A 24863-nucleotide genomic window follows, 5' to 3' on the forward strand; every position below is an offset into this window, starting at 1 on the left:
CTACGGGCCGCACCGGCCTCATCGGTCCCGTCGGCCCCACCGGCTTCGCCCGTCCCATCGGCCGCACCGGCCCGATGACGTCCCCGAGGGGGCGCCCGCTTCCCGGCGGGCGCCCCCTCGGGCGTGGCCCGGCTCCCCGGCCGGACGACGCCCATCCCTCCAAGGGCCCAGCGCGCGGCCCCTGGAAGGGCTTTGCCCGCACTCCTCCCTTAACGTCGCTTCCAACGGCTGTCGGCAGAGGAGCGCGCGTGACCAATTCCGTACCTCCCCGCGACCGAACCGACCAGCCCTGGCGATCCGAGGGCGCGCCGCCGCCCCCGCAGCCCGGCCGGAAGATGCCGGGAGGCTGGGGCGGACTGCTGCTGACCGCGCTCGCCGTCTACCTGATCACCAATCTGGTGCTGTCCTTCTTCAACGGGGAGGAGCAGCGGACGATCGCGTACACGGAGTTCAGCAAGCAGGTCACCGCAGGCAACGTCGCCAAGATCTACTCCAAGGGCGACGCCATCCAGGGGCAGCTCAAGAAGGAGACGAAGGCCCCGGGGACCGACGAGAAGTACACCAAGTTCGTCACCCAGCGGCCGGCCTTCGCCGACGACGACCTCTGGGCCGAACTGGTCAAGGACGACGTCACCGTCACCGCCGAACCGGTCGTCCAGCAGCGTAGCTTCCTCGCCAACCTGCTGATCTCGCTCGCGCCCATGCTGCTGCTCGTCCTGCTCTGGGTGTTCATCGCCCGGCGGATGGCCCGGGGCATGGGCGGGATGGGCGGCCTCGGACGCAAGACCCCGCCCAAGCCCGTCGAACTGGAGGGCGCCAGGCGCACCACCTTCGAGGACGTGGCCGGGATCGACGAGGTCGAGGGCGAACTCAACGACGTCGTGGACTTCCTGAAGAACCCGCAGGCGTACCGGAGGATGGGCGCCCGGATGCCCGGCGGCGTGCTGCTCGCGGGGCCGCCCGGCACCGGCAAGACGCTGCTGGCGCGGGCCGTCGCCGGGGAGGCCGGGGTGCCGTTCTTCTCCGCGTCGGCCTCCGAGTTCATCGAGATGATCGTCGGCGTCGGCGCGAGCCGGGTGCGGGAACTCTTCGCGGAGGCCCGCAAGGTCGCCCCCGCCATCGTCTTCATCGACGAGATCGACACCATCGGCCGGGCCCGCGGCGGCGGCTCCGGCATGGGCGGCCACGACGAGCGCGAGCAGACGCTCAACCAGATCCTCACCGAGATGGACGGCTTCTCCGGTTCGGAGGGCGTCGTCGTGCTCGCCGCCACCAACCGCGCCGACGTCCTCGACCCCGCCCTCACCCGGCCCGGCCGCTTCGACCGGATCGTCCAGGTCAGCCCGCCGGACCGGAACGGCCGGGAGGCGATCCTGGAGATCCACACCCGGCAGATCCCGCTGGCCGCCGACGTGGACCTCGCCCAGGTCGCCGCCACCACCCCCGGCATGACCGGCGCCGACCTCGCCAACCTGGCCAACGAGGCCGCGCTGCTCGCGGTCAAGCGCCGGCAGAACGAGGTCGGCGGGTCCGACTTCTCCAACGCCCTGGAGAAGGTCCAGCTGGGGGCGGAACGCTCACTGGTCATGTCCGACGAGGAACGCCGCAGGACCGCGTACCACGAGAGCGGGCACGCGCTGCTCGGCATGCTCCAGCCGGGTGCCGACCCGGTCCGCAAGGTCACCATCGTGCCGCGCGGCCGGGCCCTGGGGGTCACCCTCTCGACGCCGGACGCCGACAAGTACGCGTACACCGAGGAGTATCTGCGCGGCCGCGTCATCGGGGCGCTCGGCGGCATGGCGGCCGAGCAGGTGGTCTTCGGAGTGATCACCACCGGTGCGGAGAGCGACCTGGAACAGGTCACCAACCTGGCCCGGGGCATGGTCGGCCGCTGGGGCATGAGCCCCAGGGTGGGCAGGCTGACGGCGATCCCCGGCGACGCCCAGCAGGCGTACGGGCTGTCGGCGGCCCCCGCCACGCTCGACGCGGTGGACGACGAGATGCGGCGCATCGTCGACGAGTGCTACGAGGCGGCCTGCCGGCTCCTGCGCGAGAACCGGGAACGGCTGGACGCGCTGGCCGCGGCGCTGCTGGAGAAGGAGACGCTGGAGGAGGCCGAGGCGTACCGGGCGGCGGGCATCCCCCGCCTCGCCAAGTAGCGGCCCCCGCCCCGGCGATGCGCACGGGGCGGCTTGCATCACGTGGTGCGCACGGGGCGGCTTGCATGACGTGGTGCGCACGGGGCGGCGCGCTCAGATGGTGCACACGAGGTAGCGGAAGACGTTCGGCAGCCAGACCGTCCCGTCCCGCCTCCGGTGCGGACGGAGGGCCTTCGCCACCTCCCGCTCCACCCGGGACCGGTCCGTCACCCGTGCCGCCGCGTCGAAGAGCCGGGTGGATAGCAGCCCCCGCACCGCGCTGTCCAGGTCCGCGTACCCGAACGGGCACGCCACCCGGCCCGAGCCGTCGGGATGCAGACCGGCCCGGAACGCCACGTCCTCCAGGTCGTCCCGCCCCGCCGTCCGCCAGCCGCCCGCCCGGGATGCCCGGCCCCCGTCCGCCAGCCGCGCGGCCACCCGCAGCACGGGGGCCGCCGCGCACCGCTCCGGAGGCCCCCACCCGGTCAGCACCACGACGGCGCCCCGCCCGGCCAGCGGCACCGCGGACCGCAGCGCGGCCACCAGCCCCTCGCCGTCGTCGAACGAGCAGCCGATCGGGGTGAAGGCGGTGAGCAGGTTGTACGTCGCCCCGTCGGGCGGCGGGGCCGCGGCCGGACCGCCCTCCAGGAACCGCGGCCCCCCGGCCGGGGAACCGGAGCCGTCACCGGCCCCGCGCGGCAGCCGGGCCCGGGCGAGCGCCAGCCGTTCGGAATCGGTGTCCACCCCGGTGACCCGCGCGCCCCGGCCGGCGGCCATCAGCGGCGCGAGACCGGAGCCGCAGTCCAGGGAGAGCAGCCGGGTACCGGGCCCCACCTCCAGCCGCTCGTACACCGCTTCGTACAGCGGTGCCAGCATCCGCTCCTGGATCTCGGCCCAGTCCCGGGCCCGGCTTTCGGGGGCCGTCCGGGTGAGCGTCCGCGGGTGGCCGTGGTGCCGGACGAGCGTAGGTGTCATGGAAGCGCCCCAATCCGCCGAGAAGTCGGTCGTGTCCGATCGGTCGTCCCCGAGTGGATGCCGCCGTGCACGGGTGTGCCCGCTTCCCCGGGTGCGGGAGTGCGGTGCGGCGGCCGTCGTGCCCGGGGAGCCGCGGGCGGGAACCGCCTGCCGCGGTGGTGCGCCCCGGGGACCGGAGGGGAGCCCGTGTCGAACGGGCGGGCGCCGGACGCCCGTCCCCCGCTCCTCGCCCCAGTCTCACCCGACACGTCCGGGCGGGCACGTCGAGCGCCGTGCGCCGGGGCGGGGGGCGGTGCCCGATTCGGACCATGCGCCCGGTAGGGTCGCTCCGGCGGCCCGTGTCCACCGACGCCCCACCCGTCCCGGGGAGCGTGCGGTGCCCCGGTGCGCGGCGGTCGCCCACGCGTCCGGACGTACGCGTCACTACGTACCACCTTGGTGCGAGCTGTGCGGCTTCTCCGCAGATCGGCGCACCCGCCCTCGTCGGGACGCATGAACGGCAACTGACTGGTACGTGCAAATTATTTGGGATGGCCCGGAATCGGAACACCGGGGCACTCGTGCTCGTTGTCACGACGTGAGCACGACACCACCTGTACTTGCCGCAGAGCTGGCGCAGGCGTGGGCCGACATTCAGCGGTACCACCCCGAGCTGCCGGATCTGGCCGCGCCCGAGTCCCTGATCGGAGAGTCCTCGTCCGCCTGCGGCGCCGAGCTCTCCTTCGAACGACTGCTCCACGAAGCAGTCCACGGCATCGCCGCCGCCCGAGGTGTACGCGACACCTCCCGCGCCGGCCGCTACCACAACCGCAGATTCCTCGCGATCGCCGAGGAGTTGGGCCTGGACCACGCCGAGGAGCCGCATCCCAGCAGCGGTTTCTCACTGGTCACGCTCAACCCCGAGGCCAAGCGCCGGTACCGGCCGACGATCGAGCGGCTGCAGCGCGCCCTCAAGGCGCACACGGTCGCCACCGCCGCCGACACCAAGCGCTCCTTCCGGGGGCCGGCCGCCCGGCACGGCTCCTCCGGCGGCGGCGTCCGCGTCAAGGCCGTCTGCGACTGCGGACGCAACGTGCGCGTCGTCCCGTCGGTCCTGGCACAGGCGCCGATCGTCTGCGGAGGATGCGGAAAGCCGTTCCGCATCCCGGAAGCGGCGGTCGCGGTGGGGTGACCCGATGTGGTGTGGCACAATGGCTAGCTGTACTCGACAGTCGCACAGGACCCCTCTCTCCTCCGGCTGACGCGTCCATCGGGCACCCGAGTACCGCAACCCCACGTGGCATCTTCGTTGTGCCCAACCACGTCATAGACCAGGAGACACCACTCCCGTGGCAGTCAAGATCAAGCTGAAGCGTCTGGGCAAGATCCGTTCGCCTCACTACCGCATCGTCGTCGCCGACTCCCGTACCCGCCGTGACGGCCGGGCCATCGAGGAGATCGGCCTGTACCACCCGGTGCAGAACCCCTCGCGCATCGAGGTCAACTCGGAGCGTGCGCAGTACTGGCTGTCCGTCGGCGCCCAGCCGACCGAGCCGGTTCTCGCGATCCTGAAGCTCACCGGTGACTGGCAGGCCCACAAGGGTCTTCCGGCCCCCGCGCCGCTGCTGCAGCCGGAGCCCAAGGCGGACAAGCGCGCCCTGTTCGAGGCCCTGACCAAGGACGGCGAAGAGTCCAAGGGCGAGGCCATCACGCAGAAGGCGAAGAAGTCCGACAAGAAGGCGGACGAGGCTGCTGACGCGGCTGCTTCCGCCGAGTCGACCGAGGCCTGAGCATGCTCGAGGAGGCTCTCGAGCACCTCGTGAAGGGCATCGTCGACAACCCCGACGATGTGCAGGTCGCCTCGCGCAACCTGCGCCGCGGCCGCGTGCTGGAGGTCCGGGTCCACCCCGACGACCTCGGTAAGGTGATCGGTCGCAACGGCCGCACCGCGCGTGCGCTGCGTACCGTCGTGGGCGCCATCGGCGGCCGCGGCATCCGCGTCGACCTCGTCGATGTGGACCAGGTTCGCTGACAGAGTTGAACACCGGCACGGGCCGGGGAGGGCCATCGGCCCGCCCCGGCCCGTCGTCGTATGACAGGAGAGACACAAGGTGCAGTTGGTAGTCGCGCGGATCGGCCGTGCCCACGGCATCAAGGGCGAGGTCACCGTCGAGGTCCGTACGGACGAGCCGGAACTGCGGCTCGCGCCCGGAGCCGTGCTCGCCACCGAACCGGCCGGGGCCGGACCGCTGACGATCGAGACCGGGCGGGTGCACAGCGGACGGCTGCTGCTGCGCTTCGAGGGCGTGCGCGACCGTACGGCTGCCGAGGCCCTGCGCAACACGCTGCTGATCGCCGAGGTCGACCCGGACGAACTCCCCGAGGACCCCGAGGAGTTCTACGACCACCAGCTCATGGACCTCGACGTGGTCCTGGCCGACGGCACCCTCGTCGGCCGGATCTCCGAGATCACGCATCTGCCGTCCCAGGACCTCTTCATCGTCGAGCGGCCGGACGGCAGCGAGGTGATGATCCCGTTCGTCGAGGAGATCGTCACCGAGATCGACCTGGAGGAGCAGCGCGCGGTGATCGTCCCGCCGCCGGGGCTGATCGACGAGAGCCAGGCCGTGATCGCCTCCTCGCGCGGCGAGGACGAAGCGGGCGACGGAGAGCCCGGCCCGGGGAAGGACGCCTGATGCGCCTCGACGTCGTCACGATCTTCCCGGAGTACCTGGAACCGCTGAACGTCTCGCTCGTCGGCAAGGCCCGCGCGCGCGGCCGGCTCGACGTCCACGTGCACGACCTGCGCCACTGGACCCACGACCGGCACCACACGGTCGACGACACCCCGTACGGCGGCGGTCCGGGCATGGTCATGAAGACCGAGCCGTGGGGCGAGGCGCTGGACGACGTCCTGGGGGGCGGGTACGAGACCGGGGCGCACTCCCCGGTGCTGGTGGTGCCCACGCCCAGCGGCCGCCCGTTCACCCAGGAACTCGCCGTCGAACTCTCCGAACAGCCGTGGCTGATCTTCACGCCGGCCCGCTACGAGGGCATCGACCGGCGGGTGATGGACGAGTACGCGACCCGGATGCCGGTCGTCGAGGTCTCCATCGGCGACTACGTGCTGGCCGGCGGGGAAGCCGCGGTCCTGGTGATCACGGAGGCGGTGGCCCGGCTGCTGCCCGGCGTGCTCGGCAACGCGGAATCGCACCGGGACGACTCCTTCGCCCCCGGCGCGATGGCCAATCTGCTGGAGGGCCCCGTGTACACCAAGCCGCCGGTGTGGCGCGGCAGGGAGATCCCCGAGGTGCTGCTCAGCGGCCACCACGGGAAGATCGCCCGCTGGCGGCGGGACGAGGCGTTCCGCCGCACCGCCCTCAACCGGCCCGACCTGATCGAGCGCTGCGACGCCGCGGGGTTCGACAAGAAGGACCGCGAGATGCTCTCCATCCTCGGCTGGGCACCGGAACCCGACGGCCGATTTTGGCGCAGGCCCGGAGCCGTGGAAGAATAGGCCGCTGCTGTCCGTCCGGCGCGCGCCCCTGCCACAGGGGGAAAGCGGCTGATCCGGTTCCCCGCCCGCGGGGGACGGCCCGACGCCCGCCCGACGCGGTCAGCACCTCCATTCATCACGATCTCCCGTCGATGACCTGTGGCATCGGCGAAGAAAGCGGACAACATGGCTTCCCTGCTCGATGACGTCAACGCCGCGTCGCTGCGCACCGACATCCCGGCGTTCCGCCCCGGTGACACCGTCAACGTCCACGTCCGAGTGATCGAGGGCAACCGCTCCCGTATCCAGCAGTTCAAGGGCGTCGTCATCCGCCGCCAGGGCGCGGGCGTCAGCGAGACCTTCACGGTCCGCAAGGTCTCCTTCAGCGTCGGCGTCGAGCGCACCTTCCCGGTGCACAGCCCGATCTTCGAGAAGATCGAGCTCGTCACCCGCGGTGACGTCCGCCGCGCCAAGCTGTACTACCTCCGTGAGCTGCGCGGCAAGGCCGCGAAGATCAAGGAGAAGCGCGACAACTGAGCTGACTCCCTGGTCCACAGGTCCGCCGGATAGGCTCTGGCCTCGATGGACACGGAAACAAAGCCCTCGGAGCGCGACCCCGCCTGCGAACCCGACCCGGGTACGGAGGAGCGGTCGCGCTCCTTGCGTGTTCCGGGCGGGCCGGGTGGCTGGATGACATGGCGGCGGACCGCCGTGCTCGGGGCCCTCTGCACGGGGTTTGTGCTGCTTCTCAGCCACTTCGTGGTGCAGCCCTTCCTGATCCCGAGCGGCTCGATGGAGCCCACGCTGCGGATCGGGGACCGGGTGCTGGTGAACAAACTGGCGTACCGTTTCGGCGCGGTGCCGCACCGCGGTGACGTGGTGGTCTTCGACGGCACGGGGTCCTTCGTGCAGGAGGCCCCGCAGGAGAATCCCGTCGCCGGCGTGGCGCACTCGGTGGCCTCGTCCCTGGGGCTGGTGCAGTCAGCCGAGACCGACTACGTGAAGCGGGTGGTGGGGGTGGGCGGCGACCGGGTGGTGTGCTGCGACAGCCGGGGCAGGCTCGAGGTGAACGGCCGGGCGGTCGCCGAGGACTACCTGTACCCGGGGGACATCCCCTCCCGGGCCCCCTTCGACATCGTCGTCCCCGACGGCACGCTGTGGATGATGGGCGACCACCGGAGCAATTCCCGCGACTCGCGCGACCATCTGGGGGAGCCGGGCGGTGGCATGGTCCCCGTGGACATGGTGATCGGCCGGGTGGACTGGATCGGCTGGCCGCCGAGCCGGCTGGGTTCGCTGCCGGACAGTGCCGCCTTCGGCGCCGTACGCGCGCCGGGCAGGGGCCATGGGTAACCGCGGCCGCGACCGGGGCGGCCCCGAACCCGACGCCGGAACACCGCCGGCGGACGGCGACGGGCCGAGGACCGCGCGCTCCCTGCCCACCAGGGCGGAGCGGCGCAAGCTGGCCCGCCGGGTCAAGCGACGGCGGCGCAGGTCGGCCCTGCGCGAGATACCGCTGCTCGTCACCGTGGCGCTGCTGATCGCGCTGGTGCTCAAGACCTTCCTGGTGCAGGCGTTCGTGATCCCTTCGGGATCGATGGAGCAGACCATCCGGATCGGCGACCGGGTGCTGGTGGACAAACTGACGCCCTGGTTCGGCTCCCGGCCCCAGCGCGGCGACGTCGTGGTCTTCAAGGACCCGGGCGACTGGCTGCTGCAGGAGAACGCCGACAAGGGAGACCCGCCCGTCGTCGTCAAACAGGTGAAACAGGCACTGACCTTTGTCGGCCTGCTGCCCTCCGACGACGAGCAGGACCTGATCAAACGGGTGATCGCGGTGGGCGGCGACACGGTGAAGTGCTGCGGCGAGGACGGCCGGATCAGTGTCAACGGCGTACCGTTGGACGAGCCCTATCTGCATCCCGGCAACCAGCCCTCCCTCATCAAATTCGAAGTAAAGGTTCCGCCCGGCCGGATCTTCGTGATGGGCGACCACCGGTCCGATTCGGCCGATTCGCGCTACCACCTGGACGAGCCCGGACACGGCACGGTCTCCGAGGACGAGGTCGTGGGGCGGGCCGTGGTGATCGCCTGGCCCTTCTCCCACTGGCGGAGACTGGAGAGACCGGACGCATTCGGCTCGATCCCGGACGCGCGCGCCGGGACGGCCGCCGCGTCGGGCCCGTCGCATAGTGTGTCGTCCCGGAATCTCAATGGAATGATCCCTCTCCCGACCCCTGCGGAACTCCCGCTCGTTATGGGAGTGGTGGGCCTGCACCGGCTGGGTCGCGGGCGGTGGCACGGAGTAAGGAGTGGATGTGGGGGATTTGGCGGTCGGCGCACGATCCGGACACGACGAACCCGAGGACCGGTCGGGCAATACGGACAATGTCGAGTCCGCCGGAGCGGCGGACCGCGCGCAGAGTGACGCGGACGCTCCGGACGGCGGCAGGGCCCAGAAGAAGCCGCGCTCCTTCTGGAAGGAGCTGCCCCTGCTCATCGGCATCGCGCTGGTTCTCGCGCTGCTGATCAAGACGTTCCTGGTGCAGGCGTTCTCGATTCCCTCGGACTCGATGCAGAACACGCTCCAGCGGGGCGACCGGGTGCTGGTCGACAAGCTGACCCCGTGGTTCGGCGCGGAGCCCGAGCGCGGCGAGGTCGTGGTCTTCCACGACCCGGGGGGCTGGCTGGAGAACACCGAGACCCCCGAGCCGAACGCCGTGCAGAAGTTCCTGAGCTTCATCGGGCTGATGCCGTCCGCCGAGGAGAAGGACCTGATCAAGCGGGTCATCGGGGTCGGCGGCGACGTCGTGGAGTGCAAGAAGGACGGCCCGGTCACGGTCAACGGCAAGGCCCTGGACGACCAGTCGTACATCTTCGAGGGGAACAGCTCCTGCAACGACGAGCCGTTCGGGCCGATCAAGGTGCCCGAGGGCCGGATCTGGGTGATGGGTGACCACCGGCAGAACTCCCTCGACTCCCGCTACCACCAGGAGCTGCCGGGCAACGGCACGGTCTCCAACGACGAGGTGGTCGGCCGGGCCGTCGTCGTGGCGTGGCCGGTCAACCGCTGGGCGACCCTGCCGATCCCGGAGACCTTCGAGCAGCCGGGGATCAACGCGGCGATGGGCCTGGCCCCGGGTGCACTGGGCCTGGCCGGGGCGGTGCCGCTCGTGCTGTGGCGTCGCAGGAGGCTGACCAGCGGGCGTACCGCCGGGTAGGGTGCCGACTCGGATCAGCGATTGTCGATCTCCGATGCGGGGGCGCTGGGATGAGTGGAACAGGACGTACGGGAGACGGCCGCGGCCGGCTCGGCAGCATGTTGTCCGGGCTGGCCGTGGCCGTCGGCTGTGTGCTCTTTCTCGGCGGGTTCGCGTGGGCGGCGGTGGTGTACAAGCCGTACACGGTGCCGACCGACTCGATGAGCCCGACGGTGCAGGCCGGCGACCGGGTGCTCGCGCAGCGGATCGACGGCGGCGAGGTGCGCCGCGGCGACGTGGTGATCTTCACCGACCCGGCCTGGGGCAACATGCCCATGGTGAAGCGGGTGGTGGGGATCGGCGGCGACAGGATCGCCTGCTGCGGCAGGGACGGCCGGCTCACGATCAACGGCAAGCCCGTTGAGGAATCGTATCTGCGGGCGAAGGACCCGGCCTCGGGCGAGAACTTCACGGCGGAGGTGCCCCAGGGACAGCTCTTCCTGCTGGGGGACGAGCGCAGGTCCTCGCTGGACTCCAGGGTCCATCTGACCGACCCCGGGCACGGCTCCGTCCCGCGCGGCTCGGTGCAGGCCAGGGTGGACGCCATCGCCTGGCCGATGGACGGCATGATCGAGCGCCCGCGGGCATTCGCCGCCTTCCCCGGCGGGGTGTCCTCGCCCGGCCCGCTGAAGCTCCAGCTCACCGCCGTCGGGGTGGGCGTGGTGCTCATCCTGGGAGGTGCGGCGTACGGCCCGGTCGCGGCGCGTGCGGCGCGCAGGGAACGCGAGAGGACGGCCGCCGGTGCGCATTGAGAGACGGAAGGCCGCCCGGGTGGTGCTCCTGGACCCCGACGACCGGATCCTGCTGATGCACGGCTTCGAACCGGACGATCCGCAGAACACCTGGTGGTTCACCCCCGGCGGCGGTCTGGAGGGCGACGAGACGCGGGAGGCCGCCGCGTTGCGCGAACTCGTGGAGGAGACCGGGATCACCGACGTGGAACTGGGCCCGCTGCTCTGGCGACGGATGTGCTCGTTCCCGTTCGACGGCCGACGCTGGGAGCAGGACGAGTGGTACTTCCTGGCCCGTACGAAGCAGACCGCCACGGACACCAGCGGCCAGACCGGACTGGAACGGCGCAGCGTCGTGGGGCTGAGGTGGTGGACCTCCGACGAACTGTCGGTGGCGCGTGAGACGGTGTACCCGACCAGGCTCGCCGAGTTGCTGCGCACGCTGCTCGACGAGGGGCCCCCGAGTGCGCCGCTGGTTCTGGACCCCGAAATCGCCTGAGCACCCGGGGGGCCGGTCCCTGGCGCACAATGGGGGCACGCACGGCTGAAGGGGAACATGCCAATGAGCGCCGAGGACCTCGAGAAGTACGAGACCGAGATGGAGCTGAAGCTCTACCGGGAGTACCGAGACGTCGTCGGTCTGTTCAAATACGTGATCGAGACCGAACGGCGCTTCTACCTCACCAATGACTACGAGATGCAGGTGCACTCGGTTCAGGGCGAGGTGTTCTTCGAAGTGTCGATGGCGGACGCCTGGGTCTGGGACATGTACCGGCCCGCCCGCTTCGTCAAGCAGGTACGGGTGCTGACGTTCAAGGATGTCAACATCGAGGAGCTCAACAAGAGCGACCTCGAACTTCCGGGGGGCTGATTCCCCCTCCCGGGTGGCCGGGATATCCACAACTCCGGGGTTGTCCACCAAGATCCACAAGCCGGGACCGAAGGCGTCAGAGTCGGTCCCGGAGGTGGTGCCGAATGAACGCACGGGGGGCACTCGGGCGGTACGGCGAGGATCTGGCGGCACGGCTGCTGGCCGGGGCCGGCATGTCCGTACTGGAACGGAACTGGCGTTGTCGCGCCGGTGAGATCGACATCGTCGCGATGGACGGCGACGTCCTCGTGGTCTGCGAGGTGAAGACCCGCAGGGCCGGGGCCTTCGAACACCCGATGGCGGCCGTGACCCCGGTCAAGGCGGGGCGGCTGCGGAGGCTGGCCGGAATCTGGCTCGACCGGCACGGCGGCCCGCCGCCCGGCGGGGTCCGGATCGACCTGGTCGGAGTGGTGCTGCCCAGGCGCGGAGCCCCCGTGGCCGAGCACGCGCGGGGGGTGGCCTGATGGGGTTCGCACGGGCCTGTTCGGTGGCGCTGGTCGGCGTCGAGGGCGTGGTGGTGGAGGTCCAGGCGGACCTGGAGGCGGGGGTGGCGGCGTTCACCCTGGTGGGGTTGCCGGACAAGAGCCTGGTGGAGAGCCGGGACCGGGTCAGGGCCGCGGTCGTGAACTCCGGGGCCGAGTGGCCGCAGAAGAAACTCACGGTGGGCCTGTCGCCGGCCTCCGTGCCCAAGGGCGGTTCGGGGTTCGACATCGCCGTGGCCTGTGCGGTGCTGGGGGCGGCGGAGCGGATCGACCCGGCGTCCATCGCCGATGTGGTGATGATCGGAGAGCTGGGACTGGACGGCCGGGTGCGGCCGGTGCGGGGCGTGCTGCCCTCCGTGCTGGCCGCGGCGGAGGCCGGATACCGCCAGGTGGTCGTGCCCGAGCAGACCGCGGGGGAGGCGGCGCTGGTTCCCGGCGTCGCCGTCCTCGGGGTGCGGAGTCTGCGGCAGCTGATCGCCGTGCTCTGCGACGAGCCGGTGCCCGACGAGCGGGAGGGGCACGAGGAGGGACGCCCCGACACCATGCTGGCCGGGCTGATGGTGCCGGGCGCGGGCATCGGCACCGGGCTCGCCCGGAGGGCCGGAGCGGGCGAGGGACACGCGCCGGACCTGGCGGACGTGGCGGGACAGGAGAGGCCCCGCAAGGCCCTGGAGGTGGCCGCGGCGGGCGGGCACCATCTGCTGCTCTCGGGGCCGCCCGGCGCGGGCAAGACCATGCTGGCCGAGCGGCTTCCGGCGATCCTGCCCACGCTGACCAGGAAGGAGTCCCTGGAGGTGACCGCGGTGCACTCGGTGGCGGGCATCCTGCCGCCGGGGGAGCCGCTGGTCTCCCGCCCGCCGTACTGCGCACCGCACCACTCGGCGACGATGCAGTCCCTCGTCGGCGGCGGCAACGGGATGCCGCGGCCCGGCGCGGTCTCGTTGGCCCACCGGGGAATCCTCTTCCTGGACGAGGCGCCGGAGTTTTCCGTGCGGGCACTGGACGCGTTGCGCCAGCCGCTGGAGTCGGGGCACGTGGTGGTGGCGCGCAGCGCCGGGGTGGTGCGGCTGCCCGCGAAGTTCCTGATGGTGCTGGCCGCCAACCCCTGCCCGTGCGGCCGGCACGGGGTCGGCGGTGCCGGTTGCGAGTGCCCGCCGTCGTCGGTCAGGCGGTACCAGGCGAGACTCTCCGGACCCCTGCTGGACCGGGTGGACCTGAAGGTGGTCGTCGATCCGGTCAAGCGCGAGGACCTGCTGGCGGGGGGCGACAGGGGCGAGTCGTCGGCCTCCGTCGCCGTCCGGGTCCAGGAGGCCAGGGCACGCGCGGCGGAGCGGCTGGCGGGCACGGGATGGTCCACCAACAGCGAGGTGCCCGGCCACGAGCTGCGGACCAGGCTGGCCGCGGCACCCGGCGCGCTCCTGGAGGCCGAGCGGGACATGGAGCGGGGCATGCTCACCGCCCGGGGGCTGGACCGGGTGCTCAGGGTGGCGTGGACGGTCGCCGACCTGCGGGGCGCCGACCGGCCGGACGCGTCCGACGTCGCGGTGGCCCTGGAGCTGCGCACCGGGGTGCCGCGGGGTTCCCTGGCCCGGGCCGGGGCGTCATGAGCCCGCGGACGGCCGACGGGCCGGGGCCGGTCACGGAGGCGGAGCTCTTCACGGAGACAGAGGTGGCGCCAGGGCCAGGGCCGGGGGCGGGCGCGGGGGTGAGCGATTCGGAGCGGCTGGCGCGGGCCGCCCTGACCCGAATTCTGGAGCCGGGAGACGAGCGGGGCGGCCGGTGGCTGCGCGAGTGCGGTGCCGTCGAACTGCTCCGGCGGATCACCGCCGGGGACGGCACCGCAGAGCGATTGAGCGGGATGACCCCGAAACGGCTGGCCGGATACCGGCTGCGGGCCGAGGGAGTGGAACCGGAGCGGGACCTCTCGGCGGTGGCCGGCGCGGGGGGACGGTTCGTCTGCCCCGGCGACCGGGAATGGCCCACCCAGCTCGACGACCTCGGGGACACGCGGCCGACCGGTCTGTGGGTGCGGGGGCCCCGCGACCTGCGGCTCTGGGCGCTGCGCTCGGTCGCCGTGGTCGGTGCCCGGGCCTGCACGCCGTACGGATCGCACATGGCCGCGAGCCTCGGCGCGGGGCTCGCGGAGCTGGGGTGGGTGGTCGTGTCGGGCGCGGCCTTCGGGGTGGACGGCGCGGCGCATCGCGGGGCGCTGTCCGTCGGCGGGGCGACGATGGCGGTCCTCGCCTGCGGAGTGGACGTCGCCTACCCCCGGGGACACGCCGAACTGATCGGGCGGATGGCGCAACAGGGTCTCGTCATCGGCGAATTGCCGCCGTCCGATCATCCCACCCGCAGCAGGTTCATCCAGCGGAACCGGGTCATCGCCGCGTTGACGCGGGGGACGGTCGTGGTCGAGGCCGAATACCGCAGTGGCTCACTGGTCACCGCGCGCAACGCGCAGCGTCTCGGCCGTTTCACGATGGGTGTGCCCGGCCCGGCCACCAGTGCGTTGTCCGCCGGGGTCCATGAACTCCTGCGCGGGGAGGGCGTCCTGGTGACCGACGCCTCGGAAGTCGCCGAACTGGTGGGTGACATCGGCGAACTCGCCCCCGTCCGGCACGGTCCCGTGCATCCCAGGGACCGGCTGGACGAGGTCTCCGCCAGGGTCCTCGACGCACTGCCGTTCCGGGGCGCCACCAGCGGGCGCGACGTGGCCCGGGTGGCCGGAACCAGCACCGACGAAGCACTCGGCAGACTGTACGAACTGCACTCACTGGGGTTCGTCGAACGACATGGCGACGGATGGCAGTTGACGCCGTGGCCGACCCGCGACGGCGACGCACGGCGAGGCGGTACTTGACCTGGAGCATTCGGGTGAAAAGGTGATGCCGATGACTCCGGCGGATCCTTCAGGGACGCCTCCGGGGCCGACGCACGCGGCGACGGCCCCGGACCGCAGTCCTGTCGGACCGGCCGGATTCGCGGGCCTCCGATCCCCTATCCTGCGCGGACCGCGACCTCGCGGTCACGCTACGCTCACAAGGATTCCGACTCAGACACACGTCCCCCAGCGCTTCACAGCAGAACGGCTCAAGGCACCACATGCCCCAGCACACCTCCGGGTCTGACCGTGCGGCAGTACCACCGGCTGCGCGTGGCACTGTGCGCCCTCCCGCCCCCTCCTCGCTCGACGAGTTGTGGCGTTCGTACAAGTCCACGGGTGACGAGCGCCTGCGGGAGCAGCTGATCCTGCACTACTCGCCGCTGGTGAAGTACGTCGCGGGCCGGGTGAGCGTGGGCCTGCCTTCCAACGTCGAGCAGGCGGACTTCGTCTCCTCGGGGGTCTTCGGACTGATCGACGCGATCGAGAAGTTCGACATCGAGCGCGCGATCAAGTTCGAGACGTACGCGATCACCCGCATCCGCGGCGCGATGATCGACGAACTCCGGGCGCTGGACTGGATCCCGCGCTCGGTGCGCCAGAAGGCGCGGGCCGTGGAACGCGCCTACGCCACGCTGGAAGCGCAGTTGAGACGCACTCCCTCCGAGGCGGAGGTCGCCTCGGAGATGGGTATCGCGCTCGAGGAACTGCACGCGGTTTTCAGCCAGTTGTCATTGGCCAACGTGGTCGCCCTGGAGGAGTTGCTGCACGTCGGCGGCGAGGGCGGCGACCGGCTGAGCCTGATGGACACGCTGGAGGACACCGCCGCCGACGACCCGGTGGAGGTTGCCGAGGACCGCGAGCTCAGACGACTGCTCGCCCGGGCCATCAACACGCTCCCGGAGCGGGAGAAGACAGTCGTCACGCTTTACTACTACGAGGGCCTCACCCTCGCCGAGATCGGCAACGTGCTCGGGGTCACCGAGAGCCGGGTCAGCCAGATCCACACCAAATCCGTGCTGCAACTGCGCGCGAAGCTGGCCGACGCCGGACGCTGAGCCCCTCGCGGCCGACGGCCGGCCGTGACTGCTTCGGCCACCGATCGGGACCGTACGCACCCTCTCGAACACAGGTCGCCGTAGAGTGGACGCGTGCCCAGGATTCGAGCGGCCTCGGTGGCCGAGCACCGGACCATGCAGCGCGGCGCCCTCCTGGACGCCGCCCGCTCCCTGCTGTCCGAGGGAGGTACGGAGGCATTGACCTTCCCCGCCCTCGCCGAACGCACGGGCCTCGCCCGGTCCTCTGTCTACGAGTACTTCCGCTCCCGCGCGGCCGTCGTCGAGGAGCTCTGCGCCGTCGACTTCCCCGTCTGGGCGGCCGAGGTCGAGAGCGCGATGGAGCAGGCCACCACGCCCGAGGGCAGGATCGAGGCCTACGTACGCCGACAGCTCGACCTCGTCGGGGACCGTCGCCACCGGGCGGTCGTCGCCATTTCGGCGAGCGAGCTGGACGCCGGGGCGCGCGAGAAGATCAGGGCCGCGCACGGCGGGCTGATCGCCATGATCGTCGAGGCGCTCGGCGATCTGGGCCACGAACAGCCGCGACTGGCGGCGATGCTGCTCCAGGGTTCGGTGGACGCCGCGGTGCGACGCATCGAACTGGGCGTGGCCGAGGAGCCGGAGGTGATCGCGGACACCGCCGTGGCCATGATCCTCCGGGGCGTGCAGGGCGTGCAGGGCGTACGGGGCTGACCCCGAAGCCGCCGCCCCATCGCGGCGGCGAGCAGAACGCCGGGGGCGGCGAGCCCGTCCCCGGTCCCTCCGGCCGGGGCCGGCGGCTCCGGCACCCCGAGGACCGGCAGCAGCCTGGACGGCCCCCGCCGCAGCAGTGACGGCGGCAGCAACGACAGCGGATCCAGGTACGCGTCCCCGCGCCGCAGCCCCCAGTGCAGACACCCCGATGCGCAGTGGAAGGGCCCCGCCTCCAGGGTGGCGACCACCTGCCCCGCCGTCACCTCCTCGCCCTCCGCGACCACGGCGCGCACCGGCTCGTACGTGGTGCGCAGCGGCGGATCACCGCTCCCCGCCACCTCGATCGCGACCACCCCGCGCCCTGCCACCCGCCCGGCGAACGACACCCGGCCCGGGGCCGCGGCGAGCACCGCCGCCCCCGGTTCCGCCGCGAGGTCGACCCCGCGGTGCCCCCGCCCGTAGGGACCGGCCGGCGGCTCCCACCCCCGTACGACCGCGGGCCGCCCCGCGAGCGGCCACCCCCGTTCGCCGCCCGGTCCCGGGGCCGGAGTCGGCAAAGGAACCGGGGGAGCGGGTGACGGCCGGGCCGGTGCCGTCGATGGTGTGGGGGCTTCGGCCGCCCCGGCCGGCGGGCCGCACAGCACCACGAGCAGCGCCACCAGCCCCACCACGAACACGCCCCGGGCGCGGGCCGCGAACGCCACGCGCGGCGGGCGGGCCGCATCGGGAACGGACGCGCGCCCCCCATCCGGGAAGGCCCCGCGGGGTGCGCGCGGGGGACGGGAGGCGGTCGGATCAGGTGTGCATCGCATGACGGAACCGTCCCGCAACGCCCCGACCCGCAGGGATCATGAACCGGATCTGTGGACTACCGACCGGTTGTGGACAACGCCGTCACCCGGCACCCGGGCCGTCCCGTACACTTCCTATGGCGATCCGGGTCACCGGGTCGACTTCGCACGCCCCGCCACCTCCCTCTCAGCGGACGGTGGCCGCGCTCCTCGGTCCCTCGTGGCACGGCGCGTGGGGCGTCAGGCGCGACAGCAATCCTGCGGTCGCGACAAACCGAGTACCTCAAGGAGTACGGCCATGGCCGTCGTCACGATGCGGGAGCTGCTGGAAAGCGGCGTCCACTTCGGTCACCAGACCCGTCGCTGGAACCCGAAGATGAAGCGCTTCATCTTCACCGAGCGCAACGGCATCTACATCATCGACCTGCTCCAGTCGCTGTCGTACATCGACCGCGCCTACGAGTTCGTCAAGGAGACCGTCGCCCACGGCGGCTCCATCATGTTCGTGGGTACGAAGAAGCAGGCCCAGGAGGCCATCGCCGAGCAGGCGACGCGCGTCGGCATGCCGTACGTCAACCAGCGTTGGCTCGGTGGCATGCTCACCAACTTCTCCACCGTCTACAAGCGCCTTCAGCGTCTGAAGGAGCTCGAGCTCATCGACTTCGAGGACGTGGCCGCCTCCGGCCTCACCAAGAAGGAGCTCCTGGTCCTCTCCCGCGAGAAGGCCAAGCTGGAGAAGACCCTCGGTGGTATCCGCGAGATGCAGAAGGTGCCCAGCGCCGTCTGGATCGTCGACACCAAGAAGGAGCACATCGCCGTCGGTGAGGCGCGCAAGCTCCACATCCCGGTCGTCGCGATCCTCGACACCAACTGCGACCCCGACGAGGTCGACTACAAGATTCCGGGCAACGACGACGCGATCCGCTCCGTCACCCTGCTCACCCGCGTGATCGCCGACGCCGTCGCCGAGGGTCTCATCGCCCGTTCCGGTGCCGCCACCGGTGACTCGAAGCCGGGCGAGAAGGCCGCCGGCGAGCCGCTCGCCGAGTGGGAGCGCGACCTGCTCGAGGGCGACAAGAAGGCCGACGCCGAGGCGCAGCCCTCCGCCGAGACCGAGAAGGCCGCCGACGCCGAGAAGCCGGCCGAGGCCGCTGCCGAGGCCCCGGCCGCGGACGCCGAGCAGGCCTGACATCCGTCATGGCTGACGACGGCGGGGGTGGGTGCCACGAGCACCGCCCCCGCCGTCCACCCGTAGATCTTTCAGACTTCGAGAGAGAAACACAGACTCATGGCGAACTACACCGCCGCTGACGTCAAGAAGCTCCGCGAGCTGACCGGCGCCGGCATGATGGACTGCAAGAAGGCGCTCGACGAGGCCGACGGCAACGTCGACAAGGCCGTCGAGGCGCTCCGTATCAAGGGCCAGAAGGGCGTCGCCAAGCGCGAGGGCCGCTCTGCCGAGAACGGCGCCGTCGTCTCCCTCATCTCCGAGGACCAGACGTCCGGCGTTCTGCTGGAGCTGAAGTGCGAGACGGACTTCGTCGCCAAGGGCGAGAAGTTCCAGAGCGTCGCGAACACCCTCGCCGCGCACGTCGCCGCCACCTCCCCGGCCGACCTGGAGGCGCTGCTCGCCTCCGAGATCGAGGCCGGCAAGACCGTCCAGGCGTACGTCGACGAGGCCAACGCCAACCTCGGCGAGAAGATCGTCCTGGACCGCTTCGCGCAGTTCACCGGCGCGTACGTCTCCGCGTACATGCACCGCACCATGCCCGACCTGCCCCCGCAGATCGGTGTCCTGGTCGAGCTGGACAAGGCCGACGCCGAGCTGGCCAAGGGCATCGCGCAGCACATCGCCGCGTTCGCCCCGAAGTACCTGTCCCGCGAGGACGTCCCGGCCGAGGTCGTCGAGGCCGAGCGCCGCGTCGCCGAGGAGACCACCCGCGCCGAGGGCAAGCCCGAGGCCGCCCTCCCGAAGATCGTCGAGGGTCGCGTCAACGGCTTCTTCAAGGAGGCCACCCTCCTCGGCCAGCCGTACGCGCTGGACAACAAGAAGTCCGTTCAGAAGGTCCTGGACGAGGCCGGTGTCACCCTGAAGCGCTTCACGCGCATCAAGGTCGGCATCTGAGCCCGTCCGCGAACAACGGTGGACCCCTATAGGGTCTAGTGCAGTCGTCGGCCGCACTCACGCCGTACGACCGCAGATCTGACGAGGAGGCCATTGCCGCTGAGGGACACCAGACCCACCGGCAATGGCCTTCTTCGTATGTGCACGAGGAGAATCTCCATGAACAAGGGCGCGGACGCCGCACAAGGTGACCACAAGCGCGACGACGGCAAGGCGGCCGGACGCTTCATGCTGAAGCTGTCCGGAGAGGCGTTCGCCGGTGGCGGGGGTCTCGGCGTCGACCCCGACGTCGTACACGCCATCGCCCGGGAAATCGCGGCCGTGGTCCGTGACGGTGCGGAAATCGCCGTCGTCATCGGTGGCGGCAACTTCTTCCGCGGCGCCGAGCTCCAGCAACGCGGCATGGACCGGGCCCGGTCCGACTACATGGGCATGCTCGGCACGGTCATGAACTGCCTGGCGCTCCAGGACTTCCTGGAGAAGGAGGGCATCGACTCGCGCGTCCAGACCGCCATCACCATGGGGCAGGTCGCGGAGCCGTACATCCCGCTGCGCGCCGTGCGCCACCTGGAGAAGGGCCGCGTCGTCATCTTCGGCGCCGGTATGGGGATGCCGTACTTCTCCACCGACACCACTGCCGCCCAGCGCGCCCTGGAGATCGACGCAGAGGCCCTTCTGATGGGCAAGAACGGGGTGGACGGGGTCTACGACTCCGACCCGAAGACCAACCCCGACGCGGTGAAGTTCGACGCGCTCGAGTACGGCGAGGTACTCGCCCGCGACCTCAAGGTCGCCGACGCCACCGCCATCACGCTCTGCCGTGACAACGACCTCCCGATCCTCGTCTTCGAACTGACCGCCATGGGCAATATCGCCCGCGCGGTCAAGGGTGAGAAGATCGGCACGCTCGTGAGTGACCGGAGCACCCGGGTCTGAGAACCGGGGGCCTTCCCGGGCACGACGGGAAGGGCCGGGGCCCGGGCGACGTCCCGGGACAGGCCCCGAAGGATGGACAACGGCCTGCCGGTCGGACACCGTGCAGGTGAGGACGCGACGCAGGACCCGCAGGGCCCGAGCACGCCGGGCCCGCTCAAGACACGCAGGAGCACGTGGTGATCGAAGAAACCCTCCTCGAGGCCGAGGAGAAGATGGAGAAGGCCGTCGTCGTCGCGAAAGAGGACTTCGCCGCGATCCGGACCGGCCGTGCGCACCCGGCGATGTTCAACAAGATCGTCGCCGACTACTACGGCGCGCTGACCCCGATCAACCAGCTCGCCTCGTTCTCGGTGCCCGAGCCCCGCATGGCCGTCGTGACGCCGTTCGACAAGAGCGCGCTGCGCAACATCGAGCAGGCCATCCGCGACTCGGACCTCGGGGTCAACCCGAGCAACGACGGCAACATCATCCGGGTCACCTTCCCGGAGCTGACCGAGGAGCGGCGCCGCGACTACATCAAGGTCGCCAAGTCGAAGGCCGAGGACGCCAAGATCTCCATCCGCGCCGTGCGGCGCAAGGCCAAGGAAATCCTCGACAAGCTGGTCAAGGACAAGGAGTCGGGCGAGGACGAGGTGCGCCGCGCCGAGAAGGAGCTCGACGACACCACCGCGAAGTACGTCGCGCAGGTCGACGAGCTGCTCAAGCACAAGGAAGCCGAGCTGCTCGAAGTCTGATGAACGACTCCTCCCGGGGCGCCCCGCCGGGAGCCGGCGGCTGGGGCGTGCCCGAGTTGCAGGCCGTCCCGGCGGGTCCTGCATACGATGTGCACGGCGCCCAGCAGACTCGGCCCATGCCCATCGCGCCGGACGTTCCCGACGCTGGTAGAGACGCTGACGACCGTGATGACCGGGACCAGGGGGCCGGACGCCCGAGCGGCGGCCCCCTGTTCCGTGACGAGAAGCCGCAGGAGCCCATGTCCACCGCCGCGCCGCCCCCGCAGAAGAAACGTGCGGGTCGTGACCTGCGAGCCGCCATAGGGGTCGGTGTGGGGCTCGGCGCCGTCATCGTCTCTTCGCTGTTCATCGTGAAGGACGTCTTCGTCGGCGTGGTCGTCGTCGCCGTCGTCGTCGGCCTGTGGGAGCTCACCTCCCGGCTGGAGGAGCGCAAGGGCCTCAAGGTGCCGCTCGTCCCGCTGGCCGTCGGTGGCGCGGCGATGGTGGTGGCCGGTTACGTACGGGGCGCCGAGGGCGCCTGGGTGGCGACGGCGCTGACCGCGCTCGCCGTCCTCGTCTGGCGGATGACCGCACCGCCGGAGGGCTACCTCAAGGACGTCACGGCCGGGGTGTTCGCCACGTTCTACGTGCCGTTCCTCGCCACCTTCGTCGCCATGCTCCTGACCGCCGACGACGGGCCGCAGCGGGTGCTCACCTTCCTGCTGCTGACCGTGGTCAGCGACACGGGCGCGTACGCCGTCGGCTGGCGCTTCGGGAAGCACAAGCTCGCACCGCGCATCAGCCCCGGGAAGACCCGCGAGGGACTGTTCGGGGCCATCGCCTTCGCGATGGTCGCCGGTGCGCTGTGCATGCAGTTCCTGATCGACGGCGGTTCCTGGTGGCAGGGGCTGCTGCTCGGACTCGCGGTCGCGGTCAGCGCCACCCTCGGCGACCTCGGGGAGTCGATGATCAAGCGGGACCTCGGCATCAAGGACATGGGCACGCTGCTGCCGGGGCACGGCGGGATCATGGACCGGCTGGACTCGCTGCTGCCGACCGCCCCCGTGGTCTGGCTGCTGCTGGTGGTGTTCGTCGGCTCCGGCTGAAACCGGCCTCCGACCGGGGATTCCCACGGGTCAGGGCCCGTCGTCCACAGGACGGCGGGCCCTTGCCGTCGCGTCTGCGACACTGGAGGAACCATGCCTAAGCCCGGAGAACTCACTTTCGTCGCGCCCCGCGGAGCCAAGAAGCCGCCGCGACACCTCGCCGACCTCACGCCCGCCGAGCGCAGGGAGGCCGTCGCCGCGATCGGCGAGAAGCCGTTCCGCGCCCAGCAGCTCTCGCAGCACTACTTCGCGCGGTACGCGCACGACCCGGCCGAGTGGACCAACATCCCGGCCGGATCGCGGGACAAGCTCGCCGAGGCGATGTTCCCCGACCTGATGTCCGTGGTCCGCCACATCAGCTGCGACGACGACACCACCCGCAAGACGCTGTGGAAGCTCCACGACGGGACGCTCGTCGAGTCCGTCCTGATGCGCTACCCGGAGCGGGTGACGATGTGCATCTCGTCCCAGGCGGGATGCGGGATGAACTGCCCGTTCTGCGCGACGGGACAGGCCGGGCTCGACCGCAACCTGTCCACCGCCGAGATCGTCCACCAGATCGTGGACGGCATGCGGGCGCTGCGCGACGGCGAGGTCCCCGGCGGGCCGGCCCGGCTCTCCAACATCGTCTTCATGGGCATGGGCGAGCCGCTCGCCAACTACAACCGGGTGGTCGGCGCGATCCGCCGGCTCACCGACCCGGAGCCGGACGGGCTGGGGCTCTCGCAGCGCGGGATCACCGTCTCCACCGTGGGCCTGGTGCCCGCCATGCTCCGCTTCGCCGACGAGGGCTTCAAGTGCCGCCTCGCCGTCTCGCTGCACGCACCGGACGACGAGCTGCGCGACACCCTCGTCCCGGTGAACACGCGCTGGAAGGTGCGCGAGGTGCTGGACGCGGCGTGGGAGTACGCGGAGAAGTCCGGCCGCCGCATCTCCATCGAGTACGCCCTGATCCGCGACATCAACGACCAGGCGTGGCGCGGCGACCTGCTCGGCAGGCTCCTCAAGGGCAAGCGGGTGCACGTCAACCTGATCCCGCTGAATCCCACGCCCGGTTCCAAGTGGACCGCTTCCCGCCCCGAGGACGAGAAGGCGTTCGTCGAGGCGATCGCCGCCCACGGCGTTCCGGTGACCGTGCGGGACACCCGCGGCCAGGAGATCGACGGGGCCTGCGGACAGCTGGCGGCGGCTGAGCGCTGAGCGTCTTCCGGACTGCCGGAGGGGCCTGTTCGAGGCACGTGTAACCTGGGCCCGAAATCAACTTCACATTCCGACAGGGGAGCGCCACAGCGCTGAGAGTGCGGCACCGAGGACAGGTCGGCCGCAGACCCTCTGAACCTCGCCCGGGTCATTCCGGGTAGGAAGTTCGGTCATCAACTCATGCTGTTGCGCCCTGCCCGCTTTCTGCGGGCGGGGCCGCGTCTCTTCCTGGTCAAAACCCAGGAGGAATCCACAATGAGCACCACCCACAGAACCGGTCGGCTCGCGGCGGCGGCGGCCGCCGCCGCGCTGGGCGTCACCGCGCTCGCCGGATGCGGGAGCTCCGACGACCAGGCGTCCGACGGCTCCAAGGGCTCCGGTTCCAAGACCGTGACCCTCGTCAGCCACGACTCCTTCAACGCCTCCGAGGCGGTGCTGAAGGAGTTCACGAAGGAGACCGGCTACACCGTCAAGGTGCTGAAGAGCGGCGACGCGGGTGTCGCGCTCAACCAGGAGATCCTCACCAAGGGCTCCCCGCGCGGCGACGTGTTCTTCGGCGTCGACAACACGCTGCTCTCCCGCGCCCTCGACAGCGGGCTCTTCACCCCGTACGAGGCCAAGGGCCTGGACCGGGTCGCCGAGGCCACCCGGCTCGACGCCGAGCACCGGGTCACCCCGGTCGACACCGGCGACATCTGCGTCAACTACGACAAGAAGTACTTCGCCGACAAGAAGCTCGCGCCGCCGAGCACCTTCGCCGACCTGGCGAAGCCCGCGTACAAGGACCTCCTCGTCACCGAGAACGCCGCGACCTCCTCGCCCGGCCTCGGCTTCCTCCTCGGCACCGTCGCCGCCTACGGCGAGAAGGGCTACCAGGACTACTGGAAGAAGCTGGAGAAGAACGGCGTCAAGGTCGTCGACGGCTGGGAGGAGGCGTACAACGAGGAGTTCTCCGGCTCGGCGGGCGGCAAGAAGGCCAAGGCCGACCGGCCGCTCGTCGTCTCGTACGCCTCCAGCCCGCCCGTCGAGGTGCTGTACGCGAAGCAGCCGCCGGCCGAGGCCCCGACCGGGGTCGCCACCGGGACCTGCTTCCGCCAGATCGAGTTCGCCGGTCTGCTGGACGGCGCGAAGAACGAGGCGGGCGGCAAGGCCCTGCTGGACTTCCTGATCAGCAAGAAGTTCCAGGAGGACATGCCGCTCAACATGTTCGTGAACCCGGTCGTCGAGGACGCCGAACTGCCGGAGGTCTTCACGAAGTTCGGCGCCACCGTGGAGAAGCCGGAGACCGTCGCCCCGGACAGCATCGCCAAGAACCGTGAGCAGTGGGTCCAGTCGTGGTCCTCGCTCGTAGTGAAGTAACGAAGTCCCCCGAACGCGCGACGGACGCGGCCGGGACGGGCGGTCACGGGAAGGGCCCGCACGGGGACG

26 protein-coding genes and 1 pseudogene are annotated in these 24863 nt (G+C 71.1%); 25 read left to right on the forward strand and 2 right to left on the reverse strand.

What is annotated here, in order from left to right; genetic code table 11:
* The first annotated feature begins 248 nt into the window (after positions 1 to 248).
* A complete protein-coding gene (ftsH, locus tag OCT49_RS26385; RefSeq protein WP_283854290.1) occupies positions 249 to 2159 on the forward strand; it encodes an ATP-dependent zinc metalloprotease FtsH in 1911 nt (636 codons plus the stop codon).
* A gap of 93 nt (positions 2160 to 2252) precedes the next feature.
* Here ftsH and OCT49_RS26390 read toward each other — a convergent pair whose 3' ends face one another.
* Positions 2253 to 3113, reverse strand: coding sequence for a class I SAM-dependent methyltransferase (locus OCT49_RS26390; RefSeq protein WP_283854291.1), 861 nt, complete (start codon positions 3111 to 3113; stop codon positions 2253 to 2255).
* A gap of 577 nt (positions 3114 to 3690) precedes the next feature.
* On the opposite strand from OCT49_RS26390, the gene OCT49_RS26395 reads away from it, so the two are divergent.
* The 17 genes from OCT49_RS26395 (at position 3691) to OCT49_RS26475 (ending at position 16564) form a co-directional block, all read left to right on the forward strand.
* The gene (locus tag OCT49_RS26395) at positions 3691 to 4284 is read left to right on the forward strand and encodes a hypothetical protein (RefSeq protein WP_030928573.1); all 594 of its coding nucleotides are present in this window, start codon (positions 3691 to 3693) and stop codon (positions 4282 to 4284) included.
* A 157-nt stretch (positions 4285 to 4441) separates the two neighbouring features.
* Entirely contained in the window at positions 4442 to 4882 is a 441-nt protein-coding gene (gene rpsP / locus OCT49_RS26400; RefSeq protein WP_283854292.1) for a 30S ribosomal protein S16, read from the forward strand.
* 2 nt (positions 4883 to 4884) lie between these two features.
* Positions 4885 to 5124: an RNA-binding protein gene (locus OCT49_RS26405; protein WP_005311361.1), complete on the forward strand. Its 240-nt coding sequence runs from the start codon at positions 4885 to 4887 to the stop codon at positions 5122 to 5124.
* Between the two features lie 79 nt (positions 5125 to 5203).
* Positions 5204 to 5788 carry a ribosome maturation factor RimM gene (gene rimM, locus OCT49_RS26410; RefSeq protein ID WP_283854293.1) on the forward strand — a complete coding sequence of 195 codons (585 nt, stop codon included), beginning with the start codon at positions 5204 to 5206 and terminating at the stop codon, positions 5786 to 5788.
* On the forward strand, positions 5788 to 6609 hold the full coding sequence (gene trmD, locus OCT49_RS26415; RefSeq protein WP_283854294.1) for a tRNA (guanosine(37)-N1)-methyltransferase TrmD: 822 nt from the start codon (positions 5788 to 5790) through the stop codon (positions 6607 to 6609). Before rimM ends, trmD begins: the two co-directional genes overlap by 1 nt.
* Before the next feature lie 165 nt (positions 6610 to 6774).
* Positions 6775 to 7125: a 50S ribosomal protein L19 gene (gene rplS / locus OCT49_RS26420; RefSeq protein ID WP_148839582.1), complete on the forward strand. Its 351-nt coding sequence runs from the start codon at positions 6775 to 6777 to the stop codon at positions 7123 to 7125.
* A 45-nt stretch (positions 7126 to 7170) separates the two neighbouring features.
* Positions 7171 to 7941: a signal peptidase I gene (gene lepB / locus OCT49_RS26425; RefSeq protein ID WP_283854295.1), complete on the forward strand. Its 771-nt coding sequence runs from the start codon at positions 7171 to 7173 to the stop codon at positions 7939 to 7941.
* On the forward strand, positions 7934 to 9016 hold the full coding sequence (gene lepB, locus OCT49_RS26430) for a signal peptidase I (protein ID WP_283854296.1): 1083 nt from the start codon (positions 7934 to 7936) through the stop codon (positions 9014 to 9016). The genes lepB (OCT49_RS26425) and lepB (OCT49_RS26430) overlap by 8 nt, the downstream gene beginning before the upstream one ends.
* Positions 8916 to 9809, forward strand: a complete 894-nt coding sequence (lepB, locus tag OCT49_RS26435) for a signal peptidase I (RefSeq protein WP_283855954.1) — start codon at positions 8916 to 8918, stop codon at positions 9807 to 9809. Before lepB (OCT49_RS26430) ends, lepB (OCT49_RS26435) begins: the two co-directional genes overlap by 101 nt.
* Before the next feature lie 50 nt (positions 9810 to 9859).
* Complete coding sequence (gene lepB, locus OCT49_RS26440) at positions 9860 to 10600, forward strand: signal peptidase I (protein WP_283854297.1); 741 nt, start codon at positions 9860 to 9862, stop codon at positions 10598 to 10600.
* Positions 10590 to 11078, forward strand: coding sequence for an NUDIX hydrolase (locus OCT49_RS26445; RefSeq protein ID WP_283854298.1), 489 nt, complete (start codon positions 10590 to 10592; stop codon positions 11076 to 11078). Before lepB (OCT49_RS26440) ends, OCT49_RS26445 begins: the two co-directional genes overlap by 11 nt.
* Positions 11079 to 11141: 63 nt before the next feature.
* On the forward strand, positions 11142 to 11450 hold the full coding sequence (locus OCT49_RS26450; RefSeq protein WP_003965949.1) for a DUF2469 domain-containing protein: 309 nt from the start codon (positions 11142 to 11144) through the stop codon (positions 11448 to 11450).
* Between the two features lie 104 nt (positions 11451 to 11554).
* A complete protein-coding gene (locus OCT49_RS26455; protein ID WP_283854299.1) occupies positions 11555 to 11914 on the forward strand; it encodes a YraN family protein in 360 nt (119 codons plus the stop codon).
* Positions 11914 to 13539, forward strand: a complete 1626-nt coding sequence (locus OCT49_RS26460; protein ID WP_283854300.1) for a YifB family Mg chelatase-like AAA ATPase — start codon at positions 11914 to 11916, stop codon at positions 13537 to 13539. The genes OCT49_RS26455 and OCT49_RS26460 overlap by 1 nt, the downstream gene beginning before the upstream one ends.
* A 98-nt stretch (positions 13540 to 13637) precedes the next feature.
* Positions 13638 to 14792, forward strand: coding sequence for a DNA-processing protein DprA (gene dprA, locus OCT49_RS26465; protein WP_502963423.1), 1155 nt, complete (start codon positions 13638 to 13640; stop codon positions 14790 to 14792).
* A gap of 242 nt (positions 14793 to 15034) precedes the next feature.
* Complete coding sequence (whiG, locus tag OCT49_RS26470; RefSeq protein WP_283854302.1) at positions 15035 to 15871, forward strand: RNA polymerase sigma factor WhiG; 837 nt, start codon at positions 15035 to 15037, stop codon at positions 15869 to 15871.
* A gap of 117 nt (positions 15872 to 15988) precedes the next feature.
* Complete coding sequence (locus tag OCT49_RS26475; protein WP_283855955.1) at positions 15989 to 16564, forward strand: TetR/AcrR family transcriptional regulator; 576 nt, start codon at positions 15989 to 15991, stop codon at positions 16562 to 16564.
* Positions 16565 to 16641: 77 nt separating this feature from the next.
* On the opposite strand, the pseudogene OCT49_RS26480 reads toward OCT49_RS26475, so the two are convergent.
* Positions 16642 to 17205, reverse strand: a pseudogene (locus tag OCT49_RS26480) (murein hydrolase activator EnvC family protein); the annotation flags it as partial.
* 448 nt (positions 17206 to 17653) lie between these two features.
* Here OCT49_RS26480 and rpsB point away from each other — a divergent pair.
* From rpsB to OCT49_RS26515, 7 genes are all read left to right on the forward strand, one after another.
* Complete coding sequence (gene rpsB / locus OCT49_RS26485) at positions 17654 to 18544, forward strand: 30S ribosomal protein S2 (RefSeq protein WP_283854303.1); 891 nt, start codon at positions 17654 to 17656, stop codon at positions 18542 to 18544.
* A gap of 99 nt (positions 18545 to 18643) precedes the next feature.
* Complete coding sequence (tsf, locus tag OCT49_RS26490) at positions 18644 to 19480, forward strand: translation elongation factor Ts (RefSeq protein ID WP_283854304.1); 837 nt, start codon at positions 18644 to 18646, stop codon at positions 19478 to 19480.
* 159 nt (positions 19481 to 19639) lie between these two features.
* Positions 19640 to 20416 (forward strand): UMP kinase, encoded by a 777-nt coding sequence (pyrH, locus tag OCT49_RS26495; RefSeq protein ID WP_283854305.1) that lies wholly within the window; start codon positions 19640 to 19642, stop codon positions 20414 to 20416.
* A gap of 176 nt (positions 20417 to 20592) precedes the next feature.
* A complete protein-coding gene (gene frr / locus OCT49_RS26500) occupies positions 20593 to 21150 on the forward strand; it encodes a ribosome recycling factor (RefSeq protein WP_283854306.1) in 558 nt (185 codons plus the stop codon).
* Positions 21150 to 22235, forward strand: coding sequence for a phosphatidate cytidylyltransferase (locus OCT49_RS26505; RefSeq protein WP_283854307.1), 1086 nt, complete (start codon positions 21150 to 21152; stop codon positions 22233 to 22235). The genes frr and OCT49_RS26505 overlap by 1 nt, the downstream gene beginning before the upstream one ends.
* Positions 22236 to 22328: 93 nt before the next feature.
* Positions 22329 to 23435: a dual-specificity RNA methyltransferase RlmN gene (gene rlmN / locus OCT49_RS26510; protein ID WP_148839604.1), complete on the forward strand. Its 1107-nt coding sequence runs from the start codon at positions 22329 to 22331 to the stop codon at positions 23433 to 23435.
* A 255-nt stretch (positions 23436 to 23690) separates the two neighbouring features.
* The gene (locus OCT49_RS26515) at positions 23691 to 24794 is read left to right on the forward strand and encodes a thiamine ABC transporter substrate-binding protein (RefSeq protein WP_283854308.1); all 1104 of its coding nucleotides are present in this window, start codon (positions 23691 to 23693) and stop codon (positions 24792 to 24794) included.
* The last annotated feature ends 69 nt before the right edge of the window (positions 24795 to 24863 follow it).

The sequence above is a fragment of the Streptomyces sp. ML-6 genome, assembly GCF_030116705.1.
Lineage (GTDB): Bacteria > Actinomycetota > Actinomycetes > Streptomycetales > Streptomycetaceae > Streptomyces.

Excerpts from the sequence above, each read along its gene's own strand:
- lepB (WP_283854296.1), top strand. The coding sequence starts at position 7,934 with ATGGGTAACCGCGGCCGCGACCGGGGCGGCCCCGAACCCGACGCCGGA.
- lepB (WP_283854297.1), top strand. The coding sequence starts at position 9,860 with ATGAGTGGAACAGGACGTACGGGAGACGGCCGCGGCCGGCTCGGCAGC.
- whiG (WP_283854302.1), top strand. The coding sequence starts at position 15,035 with ATGCCCCAGCACACCTCCGGGTCTGACCGTGCGGCAGTACCACCGGCT.
- rplS (WP_148839582.1), top strand. The coding sequence starts at position 6,775 with ATGGCTTCCCTGCTCGATGACGTCAACGCCGCGTCGCTGCGCACCGAC.
- OCT49_RS26505 (WP_283854307.1), top strand. The coding sequence starts at position 21,150 with ATGAACGACTCCTCCCGGGGCGCCCCGCCGGGAGCCGGCGGCTGGGGC.
- pyrH (WP_283854305.1), top strand. The coding sequence starts at position 19,640 with ATGAACAAGGGCGCGGACGCCGCACAAGGTGACCACAAGCGCGACGAC.
- OCT49_RS26515 (WP_283854308.1), top strand. The coding sequence starts at position 23,691 with ATGAGCACCACCCACAGAACCGGTCGGCTCGCGGCGGCGGCGGCCGCC.
- OCT49_RS26405 (WP_005311361.1), top strand. The coding sequence starts at position 4,885 with ATGCTCGAGGAGGCTCTCGAGCACCTCGTGAAGGGCATCGTCGACAAC.
- tsf (WP_283854304.1), top strand. The coding sequence starts at position 18,644 with ATGGCGAACTACACCGCCGCTGACGTCAAGAAGCTCCGCGAGCTGACC.
- rlmN (WP_148839604.1), top strand. The coding sequence starts at position 22,329 with ATGCCTAAGCCCGGAGAACTCACTTTCGTCGCGCCCCGCGGAGCCAAG.
- OCT49_RS26455 (WP_283854299.1), top strand. The coding sequence starts at position 11,555 with ATGAACGCACGGGGGGCACTCGGGCGGTACGGCGAGGATCTGGCGGCA.
- OCT49_RS26390 (WP_283854291.1), bottom strand. The coding sequence starts at position 3,113 with ATGACACCTACGCTCGTCCGGCACCACGGCCACCCGCGGACGCTCACC.
- trmD (WP_283854294.1), top strand. The coding sequence starts at position 5,788 with ATGCGCCTCGACGTCGTCACGATCTTCCCGGAGTACCTGGAACCGCTG.
- OCT49_RS26460 (WP_283854300.1), top strand. The coding sequence starts at position 11,914 with ATGGGGTTCGCACGGGCCTGTTCGGTGGCGCTGGTCGGCGTCGAGGGC.
- rpsB (WP_283854303.1), top strand. The coding sequence starts at position 17,654 with ATGGCCGTCGTCACGATGCGGGAGCTGCTGGAAAGCGGCGTCCACTTC.
- lepB (WP_283854295.1), top strand. The coding sequence starts at position 7,171 with ATGGACACGGAAACAAAGCCCTCGGAGCGCGACCCCGCCTGCGAACCC.
- OCT49_RS26450 (WP_003965949.1), top strand. The coding sequence starts at position 11,142 with ATGAGCGCCGAGGACCTCGAGAAGTACGAGACCGAGATGGAGCTGAAG.